This window comes from Yoonia vestfoldensis DSM 16212, from assembly GCF_000382265.1.
GTDB lineage: Bacteria > Pseudomonadota > Alphaproteobacteria > Rhodobacterales > Rhodobacteraceae > Yoonia > Yoonia vestfoldensis.
Window position 1 is genome coordinate 21,296 of the sequence record NZ_KB907979.1, and the last position, 14,480, is coordinate 35,775.

General features: G+C 63.2%; 13 protein-coding genes. 5 read left to right on the forward strand and 8 right to left on the reverse strand.

Annotation, left to right across the window (positions count from 1 at the left end; translation table 11 throughout):
- The first annotated feature begins 49 nt into the window (after positions 1-49).
- From H147_RS0108310 to H147_RS0108325, 4 genes are all read left to right on the forward strand, one after another.
- Entirely contained in the window at positions 50-1,720 is a 1,671-nt protein-coding gene (locus tag H147_RS0108310) for a nitrite/sulfite reductase (protein ID WP_019954893.1), read from the forward strand.
- Entirely contained in the window at positions 1,710-2,429 is a 720-nt protein-coding gene (locus tag H147_RS0108315; RefSeq protein ID WP_019954894.1) for a phosphoadenylyl-sulfate reductase, read from the forward strand. The genes H147_RS0108310 and H147_RS0108315 overlap by 11 nt, the downstream gene beginning before the upstream one ends.
- Positions 2,426-2,857: a DUF934 domain-containing protein gene (locus H147_RS0108320; protein ID WP_019954895.1), complete on the forward strand. Its 432-nt coding sequence runs from the start codon at positions 2,426-2,428 to the stop codon at positions 2,855-2,857. Before H147_RS0108315 ends, H147_RS0108320 begins: the two co-directional genes overlap by 4 nt.
- 135 nt (positions 2,858-2,992) lie before the next feature.
- Positions 2,993-3,850: a ferredoxin--NADP reductase gene (locus H147_RS0108325; RefSeq protein WP_026352374.1), complete on the forward strand. Its 858-nt coding sequence runs from the start codon at positions 2,993-2,995 to the stop codon at positions 3,848-3,850.
- A gap of 66 nt (positions 3,851-3,916) precedes the next feature.
- Here H147_RS0108325 and H147_RS20980 read toward each other — a convergent pair whose 3' ends face one another.
- A complete protein-coding gene (locus H147_RS20980) occupies positions 3,917-4,504 on the reverse strand; it encodes a hypothetical protein (protein ID WP_019954897.1) in 588 nt (195 codons plus the stop codon).
- Between the two features lie 244 nt (positions 4,505-4,748).
- Here H147_RS20980 and infC point away from each other — a divergent pair, with 244 nt between their 5' ends.
- On the forward strand, positions 4,749-5,243 hold the full coding sequence (gene infC, locus H147_RS0108335; RefSeq protein ID WP_311135586.1) for a translation initiation factor IF-3: 495 nt from the start codon (positions 4,749-4,751) through the stop codon (positions 5,241-5,243).
- Positions 5,244-5,333: 90 nt separating this feature from the next.
- Here infC and H147_RS0108340 read toward each other — a convergent pair whose 3' ends face one another.
- From H147_RS0108340 to H147_RS0108370, 7 genes are all read right to left on the reverse strand, one after another.
- Entirely contained in the window at positions 5,334-7,313 is a 1,980-nt protein-coding gene (locus tag H147_RS0108340) for an OmpA family protein (protein WP_019954899.1), read from the reverse strand.
- A gap of 112 nt (positions 7,314-7,425) precedes the next feature.
- A complete protein-coding gene (locus H147_RS0108345) occupies positions 7,426-8,217 on the reverse strand; it encodes an FAD binding domain-containing protein (RefSeq protein ID WP_019954900.1) in 792 nt (263 codons plus the stop codon).
- Between the two features lie 12 nt (positions 8,218-8,229).
- Positions 8,230-10,599 carry a xanthine dehydrogenase family protein molybdopterin-binding subunit gene (locus H147_RS0108350; protein ID WP_019954901.1) on the reverse strand — a complete coding sequence of 790 codons (2,370 nt, stop codon included), beginning with the start codon at positions 10,597-10,599 and terminating at the stop codon, positions 8,230-8,232.
- 61 nt (positions 10,600-10,660) lie between these two features.
- A complete protein-coding gene (locus H147_RS0108355; protein WP_026352375.1) occupies positions 10,661-11,146 on the reverse strand; it encodes a (2Fe-2S)-binding protein in 486 nt (161 codons plus the stop codon).
- 88 nt (positions 11,147-11,234) lie between these two features.
- Positions 11,235-12,215 (reverse strand): molybdopterin-binding protein, encoded by a 981-nt coding sequence (locus H147_RS0108360; RefSeq protein WP_019954903.1) that lies wholly within the window; start codon positions 12,213-12,215, stop codon positions 11,235-11,237.
- Positions 12,212-13,174 (reverse strand): XdhC family protein, encoded by a 963-nt coding sequence (locus H147_RS0108365; RefSeq protein WP_019954904.1) that lies wholly within the window; start codon positions 13,172-13,174, stop codon positions 12,212-12,214. The genes H147_RS0108360 and H147_RS0108365 overlap by 4 nt, the downstream gene beginning before the upstream one ends.
- Entirely contained in the window at positions 13,171-14,442 is a 1,272-nt protein-coding gene (locus H147_RS0108370; RefSeq protein WP_043699591.1) for a vWA domain-containing protein, read from the reverse strand. The genes H147_RS0108365 and H147_RS0108370 overlap by 4 nt, the downstream gene beginning before the upstream one ends.
- Positions 14,443-14,480: the final 38 nt, after the last annotated feature.

A 14,480-nucleotide genomic window follows, 5' to 3' on the forward strand; every position in this document is an offset into this window, starting at 1 on the left:
ACAACCACGAGGTCCAGAACACGTTCGGGACTGCGACAGGAAAAGAGCCATGTACGTTTACAACGATTTTGACGAAACTTTCGTGCGCGCCCGCGTCGCGCAATTCCGCGCTCAGGTGGAACGCCGCATCGACGGGTCCCTGACCGAGGATGAATTCAAGCCTTTGCGCCTGATGAACGGCCTCTATCTGCAACTGCATGCCTATATGCTGCGGGTGGCGGTGCCTTATGGCACGCTGAACCCTGCGCAGATGCGGCAGCTGGCCTATATCGCCGACCGCTGGGACAAGGGCTATGGCCATTTCACCACGCGCCAGAACATCCAGTACAACTGGCCCAAGCTCGGTGATGTGCCCGATATGCTGGAGGCCTTGGCCGATGTCGGCATGCATGCGATCCAGACCAGCGGCAACACGATCCGCAACGTGACCGCCGACCATTTCGCCGGTGCTGCCGCGGACGAGATCGAAGACCCGCGCGCCATTGCCGAATTGCTGCGCCAATGGTCGACCGACCACCCCGAATTCCAGTTCCTGCCACGCAAGTTCAAGATCGCTGTGACAGGCGCCGCCGCCGACCGTGCCGTCACCCGCGCCCATGACATCGGACTGGTCGTGGTGCGCAACGATGCAGGCGACGTCGGTTATCAGGTCATCGTCGGCGGTGGCCTTGGCCGCACGCCGATGGTGGGCAAGGTCTTGCGCGATTTCGTGTCCAAGGCGGACCTGCTGCCTTACGTCGAGGCGATTGTCAGCGTCTACAACCTGCTGGGCCGCCGCGACAACAAATACAAGGCCCGCATCAAGATCACGCTGCATGAAAACGGGATCGAGACGATCCGTGATCTGGTCGAAGACCGGTTCGACGCGATCCGCGCAGGCTTTGGCGGCTATGACCAGACGCTGCTGGCCGAGATCGAAAAATCCTTTTCCCCGCCCGCCTTTGTCACCAAAGCCACCGACGGGTACGAGGCCGCACGTCTGGCCAACCCCGCCTTCCGGTCATGGAGCGATACGAACCTTTCCGCGCACAAGGCCCCCGGCTATGCGATCGTGTCGATCAGCATCAAGAAACATGGCGCGACACCCGGTGACGCGACATCCGACCAGATGCGCGTCATGGCCGATCTGGCGGAACGCTATGGCCACGGCGAATTGCGCATCAGCCACGAGCAGAACGTGATCCTGCCGCATGTGCATCAAGCCGACCTGCCAGCGATCTATGCCGCCTTGCGCAAGGCCGATCTGGCGACGGCGAATATTGGCCTCGCATCCGATATCATCGCCTGCCCCGGCATGGATTACTGCGCGCTGGCCACGGCCCGTTCGATCCCCATCGCGCAACAGATTGCCACGCGGTTCGACGAATTGAAGATCGAGCATGACGTCGGCCCGCTGAAGATCAAGATTTCCGGCTGCATTAATGCCTGCGGGCATCACCATGTCGGCCATATCGGGATTCTGGGGCTGGATCGCGCGGGCGTGGAAAACTACCAAATCACGCTGGGCGGCGACGGGACCGAAACCACAACCATTGGTGAACGCGCCGGCCCCGGTTTCAGTGCCGATGACATCGTGCCTGCCATCGAACGGCTAGTGACAGGCTATCTCGACCTGCGCCGTGACCAGTCCGAGACGTTTTTGCAAACCTACCGCCGTCTGGGGCTCGCCCCGTTCAAGACGCTGCTTTACCCCAATGAGGACAAAGCCGATGCCGCTTGATGATCTGGCCAACCGCCGCAACGCCCTGCACCGCAATTCCGACGCGCTGGCGGTCCTGCGCGCCGCATTGAACGATACCCAGATCGGGCCGGTGGCGCTGGTGTCGTCATTCGGCGCCGAAAGCGTGGTGCTGCTGCATCTGGCGGCCCAGGTGGACCCGGCCGTGCCGGTGATCTTTCTGGACACCGAGATGTTGTTTCCGGAATCGCTCGCCTATCAGCGCGACGTGGCCAAAGCCTTGGGCCTGCGTGATGTGCGCGTCATCTCGCCCGACCGCAATGCCGTGCTGCGCGAGGATGTGGACGGCCTACTCCATCAAGCCGATACCGATGCATGCTGCGATCTGCGCAAGACACGGCCCTTGGAACAGGCGCTGCAAAGCTTCGGCGGCTGGATCACCGGACGCAAGCAGTTCCAGAACGGCCAGCGTGCCAGCCTGCCGCTGTTCGAGGCGGACGGCGGGCGCATCAAGATCAATCCGCTGGCGCAATGGTCCTCGGATCACCTGCGCGGCTACATGACCGACCACAACCTGCCGCGGCATCCGCTGGTGGCGCAAGGGTATCCCTCCATCGGCTGCATGCCCTGCACGACACGCGTCAGTGCAGGTGAGGACCCCCGCGCAGGCCGTTGGAGAGGCAGCGAAAAAACCGAATGTGGTATCCACTTCGAAAACGGGCGCATGGTCCGGGAAGGACAAGCAGCATGAGCGTGATCGTCACCGACAAAGGCTTTGCCGCCGACGACTGGACAGGCCCGTTCCGCGATGCCAGCCAAGGCGTCGCCAATGACAACAGCTATGCGGTGGACCTGCCGTCCGACACCGATCCGGCCACGCTCGCCCGCCTGACGAACGCGCCGATGATCCGCATCGCCTTTCCCAGCTTCGCTGACGGACGCGGTTTCACGCTGGCCGCGATGCTGCGGCGCGCGGGCTTTCAGGGCCGCTTGCGCGCGCGCGGGCATGTGCTGGCCGACCAATATGCGATGGCCCGCAGGTCCGGCTTCGACGAGGTCGAAATCGACGATGCCTTGGCCGCCCGCCAGCCGCAGGACCAATGGCTTGCGCGTGCCGACTGGCAGCAGGGCCACTATCAGGCCCGTTTGCGCGGCTTCGGCGTTTCGGGAAGTCTTTAAAGACATCGGACCGCTTTTTGCGTTCTCGCGCAGCGAGAGACAGCGAAAAGCGGTTCATGTTTTTCCGCAAACGCCGTACCCCTTTCCCTGACCCAGATCAAAGACTAGACAGAGGATGGCCCTATATGGGTCATGATGGACCCTATGACAGAGCAGACAGCCGTGAACCACGCCAGCGCCAAGATCGTCCCGCAATTGCCCGACATGCAGACCGTGACGGAGGTAAAGCATTACACCGACCGCCTGTTTTCGTTCCGCGTCACAAGGCCTGCCAGCCTGCGGTTCCGGTCAGGCGAATTCGTCATGATCGGGTTGATGGGCGACGAAGACCCCGAAACCGGCAAGCGCAAGCCGATCATGCGCGCCTATTCCATCGCCTCGCCAAGCTGGGATGAGGAGCTGGAATTCTATTCAATCAAGGTGCAGGATGGCCCGCTGACATCAAAGCTGCAGCATATCCAGCCCGGCGATGGGCTGATCCTGCGGCCCAAGCCCGTGGGCACGCTGGTGCATGACGCGCTTTTGCCCGGCAAGCGGCTGTGGTTCTTTGCCACCGGCACCGGCTTTGCGCCCTTTGCCAGCCTTTTGCGCGAACCGCAGACCTATGAGGATTACGACGAGATCATCATCACCCACACCTGCCGCGAAGTAGGCGAGCTGACCTATGGGCGCGACCTGATCGAGGCGTTGAAAACCGATGATCTCCTCAACGAAGTCATCGGCGACGGGTTCTGGAAAAAGATCAGGTATTACCCGACAACCACCCGCGAACAGAGCGCCAAGATGGGCCGTATCACCGACCTGATGCGCAGCGGAGAAGCGTTCACTGACCTTGGCGTCCCGCCCCTGTCGCCCGAGAATGACCGCGCGATGATCTGCGGCAATCTGGCGTTCAATCTGGAACTGAAAGAAATGCTGGAAAGCTATGGCCTGAACGAAGGGGCCAATTCCAACCCGCAGCAATATGTCGTGGAAAAGGCGTTTCTGGACTAATGTTTCCATCACCCTGAATCAAAAAGGCCGCCCTGACAGGGCGGCCTTTGTTGTTTGTGCGGGGCCTTATTCGCCCAGCAGCTGGTTCACGCGTTCCAGCACCGGCTGCAACAGCGCGGGGCTGTTCTGGGCGGCGGTGACGGCGGAAATCAGCGTGGTCTTTTCGGCATCAGCCAGATCCGAGCCTTCGATCAGCGCGATGACGCGATCAGCGTTGAAGCCATCGACAGTCATCAGATCGGCGGTCGAGGTGGCTGCGCTGTCCACGGCATCGGCAGTGGCGTCAGCAGCATCCGTCGTGGTGTCTTCGATAGCTTCGGCGGCTGCGGCAGCTTCTGCCTCGATCGCAGCAGCAGCTTCGGCAGCGGCAGCCTCGGCGGCGGCAGCTTCAGCAGCGGCAGCTTCAGCGGCGGCAGCTTCGGCGGCGGCAGCTTCGGCGGCTGCAGATTCAGCAGCAGCGGCTTCAGCAGCAGCGGCTTCGGCGGCAGCTTGCTCTTCTGCGGCTGCGGCTTCAGCGGCGGCAGCAGCTTCGGCCTCGGCGGTGGCACCGGTCAGCACGCCGACAGCGGCACCGGGGCCGCGCCCCTCGACAGCATATTGGTAGCCAAAGAAGCCGACGATCGCGAGGATAATCAGGATTGCTAACGCTCTCATGGTCATTGTCCTTATTTGAAAACGACGGGCCTGCTTGGGCCCTTGTCGCGCCGTATGTCAGAACGGGGGCAAAAGGAAAAGAGCCAACCCACTTGGAAAATACCTGCGAAACGGCGTGATAGCGGGTTGAAGCGCGGCCCAAGCAGGTTTAGTTTGCCCTCCAGCATTACGCCACAGACAAAGGATCAAGACCATAGGACGCAGACCCCACAACGCGCCACCCCAGCGCGAAACCGGCCCTCGGATCAACGAACGGATCAGGGCAGCCGAAATCCGGCTTATCGGTGCAGACGGCGAAAACGTAGGCGTTGTATCGCCCGACCGGGCGATGCAGATGGCAGAAGAAGCCGGGCTTGACCTTGTCGAAATTTCGCCGAACGCCGTTCCCCCGGTCTGCAAGATCATGGACTTCGGCAAGTTCAAATACGAAACCCAGAAAAAAGAAGCCGAAGCGCGCAAGAAGCAAAAGATCATCGAGATCAAGGAAATCAAGTTCCGCCCGAACACGGATTCCCACGATTACGACGTCAAGATGCGCAGCGTGTTCAAGTTTCTGGAAAACGGCGACAAGGTGAAGGTCACCCTGCGGTTCCGTGGCCGCGAAATGGCGCACCAGGAATTGGGCCGGCAATTGCTGGAACGCGTGGCCGAGGACACCAAGGAAACCGGCAAGGTCGAAAACTTTCCCAAGATGGAAGGCCGCCAGATGGTCATGCTGATCGGGCCACTGTCGAAGTGAATTTCGTAAGATGGGTGATATCACCCATCCTACCAACGGCAAAAGGGCGGCTCGATGAGCCGCCCTTTCCTGTTCTTGCCTGCCGGATCGTTACTGCAGCAGCGAAGAGATGTTGCGGATCCCGACGCGGCGGTTGGCGCGTTCATCCGCCAGCGTCGGCACCTTGAGGAACCGTTCGCCATAGCCCTGTGTGACAAGGTTTTCCGGCGGCACACCGAAGAATTCGGTCAATGCCAGTGCCACTGTTTCGGCACGGCGGTCCGACAGCGCCAGGTTGAAGGCCGCACTGCCCACCGCATCGGTATGCCCTTCGACAAGGAACACCTGCGACGGGTCGTTGTCGACGATCGCATTGATCGCAAGACCAAGATCGGTCAGCGCCGCTGTCTGCGATGCGTCGATCGCCGCCGAACCGCTGGCGAATGTCAGCGTGTCGAGATCCACCGCAGGTGCCAGATTGCGCACCTCGGGAATGGTCCGCACCTGGTTGAGCGAGAATGTCCGGTCGAATGTCGCCCGTTCGCGCGCCGCCAGTGCCTCGCGCAGCGTCGCGATATCGACGCCGGAGGCACCCTGCGCAAAGGCGACTGGCGCGGGGGGCAATTCGGACACGATCACCGGCGCGCTGCCGGCGGTGTCGTTGAACAATTCGATCTGTGTGCCGTCGGCCAGCACCCGCGCGCGGCGCTGCACGGTCCCGTCGGCAGCACGGATCGTGATGACGCGTGTGCCATCCTCGCGCGTGACAATGGACCGGGTCGAACCGTCATTGAAGGTCTGGGTTTCGACCTGCGATCCGGGCTGGCGCAGCAGCACGTCGTCATCTTTCAGCACGACGAAATTGTCGCCGCGCTGCACGACCACGCGGTCGCCCGAATTCGAAACGACCTGATCACCATTGCGCAGCACAGAGCCGACAACCACGGCACCAAGACCCACGATCAAGGCCTTTTGAAAGTTCGACAGCCCGTCCCGGTCATTCGACCCCTGCACGACAGGCGCAGGTTCCGCGTTCACGCGGTTGTCGAAATCCTCGGTGCTGGACCGGACATCCGCCTCGGTCACGGTTTCCTGTTCGACGACGACGTCTTCGGCGGCAGGCTCGCCTTCCATATCGGCCATGGCGGCAGCGGATTCGACGGGGGCTTCTTCTGCGGTTTCGGCAGGTGTCTCTTCACGGGCAAGCTGTTCTTCGACGGTCGTCGCCTCGCTGATGATCGGGGCGGGTTCGGCCACCGGCTCTGCCGTCGCTTCGGTGGAAATGGCGTCGGCTGGCGCTTCGGCCTCCTGCGCGGCAGCGGCGTCTTCGGCGGCTTGCGCTTCGGCAGCGGCGTCTTCGGCGGCTGGCGCTTCGGCAGCGGCGGCGGCTTGCTCTTCAGCGGCGGTTTGCGCGGCGGCCTCTGCATCGGCGGCAGCCTGCGCGTCAGCGGCAGCTTGCGCCTCGTCTGCGACAGCAGCTTCGGCCTCGGCGGCGGCACGGGCTTCTTCTTCAGCGGCAGCTTGCGCAGCGGCCTCGGCATCAGCCGCAGCTTGAGCGTCGTCGGCGGCGGCAGCATCGGCAGCCGCCTGTGCCTCTGCGGCAGCGGCGGCTTGCGCTTCTGCATCGGCCGCGGCCTGTGCTTCAGCCTCGGCCGCAGCGCGCGCCTCCTCTTCGGCGGCAGCTTGTGCAGCAGCTTGTGCTTCTGCTTCAGCAGCGGCCTGTGCTTCAGCATCGGCCGCAGCGCGAGCCTCCTCTTCGGCGGCAGCTTGTGCAGCAGCTTGCGCTTCTGCTTCAGCAGCGGCCTGTGCTTCAACCTCGGCAGCGGCCTGCGCGGCGGCTTCTTCGGCAGCAGCAGCATCTGCAGCGGCCTGCGCGGCGGCTTCAGCGGCGGCCTGTTCGGCGGCGGCCTGCGCTTGCAGCGCGTCGAACGCGGCGCGATCCTCGATCAGCCCGCCTTCAACGCTCAGGCAGGGAAATTCCGGCGCATCCCCGCAGGCTTGCAGATCGGCCTCTTGTGCAAACACAGGGGCCGTGACCATCGCCAGACTGACAACGAGCGATGTGGTATTCTTGAATTTTGACTGACGCATTTTTAACCTCTTGGAAACAGCCGCCCGACAGGACGGCGCTTACGCCTATAACAGCCCAGAGGTAGGCGCGTTCCGCCCGTCAACAAGGACGGGCGGAATTGCGCCGAGCAGATCAGGCCGCCGCTGCGACAGCCCGTCCGGTCATGACCTTGACCAGATGCGCGCGGTAGGCGGGCGAGCCGTGCAGATCGCCGATCATGCCGTCCGCATCGACAGACAGACCATCCAGCGCCTTGGCCGAAAAGTCGGCGGACAGCGCCGCCTCGGCCTCGGACCAGCGAAACACGCCGTCTTCGGATGCCCCTGTGACCGCGACCCGCACGCCGTCCGCGTATTTCGCCACGAACACGCCCACCAGCGCGAAACGCGACGCAGGCTGGACGAATTTCATGTAATGCGACTTTTGCGGGATCGGGAAACGGACCTCTGTGATGACCTCGCCACCATGCAAGGCGGTGGTGAACATCCCCTGAAAGTAATCATCCGCCGCGATCTGGCGGGTGTTGGTGATGATCACCGCCCCGGTGCCGAGTGCTGCGGCCGGATAGCAGGCCGCAGGGTCGTTGTTGGCCAGCGATCCGCCAATCGTGCCTCGGTTGCGCACGGCGGGGTCGCCGATATGGCTCGCCAGTCCAGCAAGCCCCGGGAAATGCGCCGCCGCCTCGCGGGCGACGGTGGCATGGGTCGTTGCCGCCCCGATGCAGAGCATCCCGTCATCGGACATGCACACGCCCTTCATCTCGCCAATCGCCGTCAGGCTGACCAGCACATCCGGCGCGGCAAGGCGCGCCTTCAGCGTCGGGATCAGGGTTTGCCCGCCGCCCAAGGCTTGCGCCCCGTCATGTTCCATGGCCTTGACCGCATCCGCGATGGTGGTGGGCCGTTCGATTTCAAAAGCATACATGACAGCTCTTCCTTACGCTTTGTGCATGGCTTCCCAGACGCGCAGCGGCGTCAGGGGCATGTCGATATGGGTGACGTTCTTGCCAGCCGATTGCAGCGCATCGACGACAGCGTTGACGATTGTCGGCGGCGACCCGATCGCCCCTGCCTCGCCACAGCCTTTCACGCCAAGCGGGTTGTGCGTGCAGGGCGTGCCATTGGCGTGATCGACGGTGTAGAACGGCAAATCATCCGCGCGCGGCATGGTGTAATCCATGTAGCTGGCCGACAAAAGCTGGCCGTCCGCATCGTAACGCGCCCCTTCCAGCAGCGCCTGACCGATGCCTTGGCCAAGACCGCCATGCACCTGCCCGGTCACGATCATCGGGTTCATGATGTTGCCGAAATCGTCCACCGCGATGAAACGGTCCACCCGCACCTTGCCGGTATCGGGGTCCACCTCGACCTCGCAGGCATAGGCGCCGGAGGGATAGGTGAAGTTGGCAGGATCGTAGAACGCCGTTTCCTCCAGCCCCGGTTCGATGTCTTCCAGCGGGAAGTTATGGGGGATATAGGCCTTGAGCGCGACCTCGCCGAAGCTGACGGATTTGTCGGTGCCTTTGACGGTGAACTGGCCATCCTTGAAATCCACGTCATCGGCGGATGCTTCCAGCATATGCGCTGCGATCTTCTTGGCCTTGGCGATAATCTTTTCGGTGGCCCGCACCATGGCGGACCCACAGACCGCCAAGGACCGCGACCCATAGGTGCCCATCCCGAAAGGGATTTTCGACGTATCGCCATGCACGATGTCGATGCTTTGGGGATCAATCCCCAGCATTTCGCCGACGATCTGGGGAAAGACGGTTTCATGCCCCTGCCCGTGGCTATGTGCGCCGACCATGACGGACAGGTTGCCGGTGGCATTCACCCGCACGGTGGCCGCATCATAAAGGCCCACACGGCTGCCCAGCACCCCCACTAGGTTCGACGGCGCGATCCCGCAAGCCTCTATATAAGCATTCAGGCCCAGACCGCGCAGCATGCCCTTCGCTTCACTTTCCTTGCGACGCGCTTTGAACCCTTCACGGTCGATGTGCTTTTCGAGGGTATCCATCAGCGCATCGTAGTTGCCGGAATCGTATTCCAGACCGGCGGCGCTGACGAACGGGTATTGATCCGGCTTGACAAAGTTCTTGCGCCGGATGGCAATCGGGTCGATCCCCAATTCGCGCGCGGCCTTGTCGATGACGCGTTCGATTGAATAGGTCGCCTCTGGCCGACCCGCGCCGCGATAGGCATCAACGGGGGCGGTATTGGTGAACACGGCTTTGACGTTCACATAGACATTGGGAACGGTGTAATTCCCCGCCATCAGCGTGCCATGCAGGAAGGTCGGCGTCGCGGTCGAGAAGTTCGACAGATACGCGCCGACGTTCGCCATGGTTTCCGTGCGGAAGGCGATGAAGGTGCCGTCCTTTTCACAGGCCAGTTCGATTTTCGTCACATGGTCGCGGCCATGCGCATCGGTCAGAAACGCCTCGGTCCGGTCGGCGGTCCATTTCACCGGACGTCCGATCTTGCGCGCGGCGGCCAGCACCAGGGCTTCTTCGCCATAATGATAGATCTTGGACCCGAACCCGCCGCCCACATCGGGGGCGATCACGGTCAGTTTGTTTTCGGGAATGCCCATCACGAAAGCAGAAATCAGCAGGCGCGTCAGATGCGGGTTCTGCGATGTGGTCTGCAGGACGTAGGAATCATTGCCCGCGTCGTAATTGCCGATGGAACAGCGCGGTTCCATCGCATTGGGCACCAGACGGTTGTTGACCAGCTCCAGCGTCGTCACATGCGGGGCGGCCTTGATTGCGGCGTCGGTTGCGGCGCGGTTATCCTCGATCCAGCCCCAGTCGAAACACTGGTTGGTGCCGATCTCGTCATGCACGAACGCATCGCCAGCCAAACCTGCGGCCATGTCGACGATGGCGGGCAGTTCCTCGATCTCGGCCACAATCGCCTCGGCGGCGTTGCGCGCCTGCAATTCGGTTTCCGCGATCACGGCGGCATAGGCGTCACCGACATGGCGGACCTTGCCATGCGCCAGCACAGGGCGCTTGGGTTCCTTCATCGGCGTGCCGTCACGGCTGTTGATCAGCCAGCCCGCGGGGTTGCCGCCGACATCGGCGAAATCAGCCCCGGTGAAAACGGCCAGCACGCCCGGCATGTTTTCCGCGGCGGAAGTGTCGATGGATTTGATGATCCCGTGCGCCACGGTCGAGCGACAGAAGATCGCCGTCGTCGCCCCATAAGTCTTGATATCGTCGGTGTAATGTCCCGCCCCTGTCAGAAAGCGGACATCTTCGCGGCGCTTGTCACTGGCGCCGATTCCATGATCTTTTGGCATTGAAATTCCTCCCGGTTGGGACGGCAGCAGGATAGCGCGCGCCCCGTTGCTCCCTGAATTCTTATTCGGCGGCGATGGCCGTCACGTCCTGACCGGATGCGGCCATGATCGCCTTGACGATATTGTGGTATCCCGTACAGCGGCAGATATTCCCCTCCAGGTAACTGCGCACGTCAGCCTCGGTCGGCTTGGGGTTTTCCTTCAGCAGCGCCGCCGCCGACATCACCATGCCGGGCGTGCAGAACCCGCATTGCAGACCGTGGTGGTCCTGAAAGGCCTGTTGGATCACGTTCAGCGACCCGTCCTTGTTGGCCTGCCCTTCGATGGTGGCAACCTCGGCCCCGTCCGCCTCGACTGCAAAGATCGTGCAGGCCTTGACCGCCTGACCGTTCACATGCACCACGCAGGCCCCGCATTGCGATGTATCACAGCCTACATGCGTGCCTGTCAGACGCAGGTCATTGCGCAGGAAATCCACCAGAAGCGTGCGGCCTTCCACCTCCTTCGTGACGGATTTGCCGTTCACGACCATTGCTACAGATGCCATTCGTTCCTCCCGATACATCGTTGCTATGGAATGAGTTAAGCACGGCTGAAACGCGTTGAGAACAACGATCTTTCGCTGCTTTGCAGCATCAGCCGATCTCGCGGCGCGGTTGGGGGCGGTCGGGGATTTCCTTGAGCAGGCCACCGACACCCATCGCCGCAAAATCATCGGGCGCGGGACTGCGCCCGCAGATCACCCGCTCCAGCACCCAATCGGCACCATTGAGCGCAGGCGAGCGCGCACATCCCGGCAGGCCGATGACGGGTCTGCCACGCAAGTCGCCCAGAAACAGCAGATTGCCGGGGTCGACAGGCATGCCGAACTGGCTGACCGTGCCGCCCGCAGCGCGCAGGGCGGCGGGGCCGACATCGTCGATATCGGATGTGGCCGAGGCGGTCAGGATAAAGATCACCTCGCCCTTTGCGGTATCAAGTGCGGCAGACAAGCCGCTGATTTCATGTGGTGAAAGGCAACGGTCATCAAGTGCGACATCAAAGCGCGACAGCCGCTTGGCCAGCGCCTCGCGCCCTTTTTCAGAAGGTGCCTCGCCCAGTTGCGTCTCGATCAGGGTGGCCGTGCGATACAAAGGCGGCAAGATGCGCAGCGCCACCGCCATGCCTGCGGCACGGTCCACATCCGCCCCCGGCACGGCATAGGAAATGATCTTGATCGTCGCGATCATATTGCCCGCCGCCACGCGGGTATACTGCGGCAGGGTCGCCACCGTGATCATCGGATTGACCGCGTTGAAGCGGCCTATGGCCGCAGCATCCAGACTGACGATCCCTGCTGCATCTGCAAAAAGATTGACGCGACCCGTCGCCGCAGCACTGACGCTAACGTGATCGCCCGCCAGACTGCGGGCGAGTTTCGCAGCCGCAGCATTCTCGTCCAGATCGCCTGCGTCCAGCCGCGCGACAGTGACATGGCCCAGGCCCGCGCCCTGCAAGGCCGCGATATCGGCGGCGGTCAGCACCTGGCCTTTGCGCAAGACCGTCTCGCCCGCCTGAACCGCATGGGCAAGGATCACACCCAGCGCCTCTGCCACGGGAACGGGGCCGAATTTCATCTGGCTTGCCGCAGGACTTGCGTGATCTGCGCCATGATGCTGAGCGCGATTTCCGCAGGATGGCGGCCACCAATATCCAGACCGACGGGGGCATGGATTCGCGCGATCTGGCCTTCGGTGAATCCCGCTGCCTGCAACCGCGCAACGCGTTTGGCATGGGTGCGGGTGGACCCCAGACAGCCCAGATAGAACACATCGCTGCGCAGGGCGGCCATGATCGCGGGATCGTCGAGTTTGGGATCATGCGTCAGCGTCACGATGGCGGTGCGGGAATCGGGTTTCAGCGCGGCCAGCGCCTCGTCTGGCCAATCCTCGACAATCGTCTCGCCGGGAAACCGCGCCTCTGACCCGAAGGCCCCGCGCGGGTCGATCAGCACCGGCGCATAGCCGCAGGCGCGCGCCATGCCGACCAAGGGCTGCGCGATATGCACAGCCCCCACGATGATCATGCGCAGGGGGGGATTCTGGATGGTGATAAAGGTGCCATCCTCCTCCAGCCCCGCACGGTCAAGGCGGAAACGGTCGGGCGCATCCGCAGCGGTTATCACTCGGCTGCTGCCAGTTGCCAGATCAGTGGCCAGCCCTATCGGGCGGGCGGCGGCGCGGGCATCGGCCAAGGCTTGCAGGATCGCAAGCGTCAGGCCGTCCCCCACGGGCTGCACCAGGACGCGGATCTGCCCGCCACAGGCAAGGCCCACGGCAAAAGCCTCGTCATCGCTGACGCCGAACTCGAGGATCGCGTGTTTGCCCGCCGCGATGGCGTCGATGGCCGCGACGACCACAGCGCCTTCGACGCAACCGCCCGAAACCGACCCTTCCATCGCGCCATCTGCGTCGATCACAAGCTGGCTGCCGACACCGCGCGGGGCAGAGCCCCATGTCTCGACCACGGTGGCCAGCGCCACCTTGCGGCCTGCCTGCGCCCAGTCCAGCGCCAGTTGTGCGGGTTCCGTTGTCATGTCCGCGATCCCCCCTGCAAGGCCGCCAGCATCCGCCGTTTTTCGCCCCCGTCATCGGGGCGGGTTACGGCCTCGGCCAGTCCTGCCAATGATGCCACGTTATGCGCGGCACGGAAACTGGTGCAATGCGGCAGCATCTGCGCGATTCCGCGTGCGAGCGGCGCAAAACCGTCCCAGCGCAAGAGCGGATTGAGCCAGATCACTTGGCTGAAGGTCAGTTGCAACCGTTCCATCTCGCGCCCCAGATCATGGGTGGCGTCGCGGTCCAGCCCGTCGGTGATCAGCAGCACGACCGCCCCCTGCCCTGCGACGCGCCGCGCCCAGTCGCGGTTGAAATCATGCAGGCAGGCGCCAATCCGCGTCCCGCCTTCCCAATCCTGCGCCTGCGCGCCTGCGGCGGCAAGGGCGGCATCGACATCCCGCCTGCGCATGTGGCGGGTGATATTGGTCAGCCGCGTGCCGAAGGTAAAGGCATGGACCTGCGCCCAGCCCTGACCTTCGCGGTTGGCGACGGCATGGACGAAATGCAGCACGGCGCGCGAATAGGAGGACATGGAGCCCGAGATATCGCAAAGCACCACAAGGTTGGGATAGCGGATGCGCTTGCGCGCGGTCGCAAGCTTGCCGATCTCGCCACCCTGCCGTGCGGCGCGGCGCATGGTCTGTTTCCAATCCGCCAGCGGCCCCGGCAAGGCCTGCCTGCGCCGTGTCAGGATCGGCGGCACCGGCAGGCGCAAGTCCGCCAGCATCCGCGTGGCGGCGGCCATTTCCGCCGTGCTCATCTGTTCGAAATCAAGCTGGCGCAGGCGTTCCTCGGCGGATGCGGTGTGGCTTGCGTCGATGTCGATCTCGATCTCGTCCTCGCGGGCCGGTGCCTCTGGCGCGGGCGGTTCGCGCCCGTCGAGCAAGGCTTGGGCCGCACGTTTTTCCGCCGCTTCTGCTGTGCGATCCTCTTGCACGCCGTGAACCATCGGGGTCAGCAGCGACATCATCTGTTCCATATATTGCGGGTCGCGCCAGTAGAGCCGGAACAGCTGCGCGAAGATCGCGCTGTCTTCGGGCTTGGACACAAAACAGGCGTGCAGGGTCCAATAGAAATCGGCGCGCTCGGTGAAGCCCACCGCCTGCACCGCGTTGATCGCGTCGATCACCCGTCCGGGGCCGAGTTTCACGCCCGCCTTGCGCAAGGCGCGCGCGAAATGGGTGATGTTGCCTGCCAACTTGGGGTCGTCCGGCAAGGCAAGTGGCGCGTAAGCTGGGGATTTCACATCCCCAGACCCCTGTGGGATATTTCTACTCGGAAGAT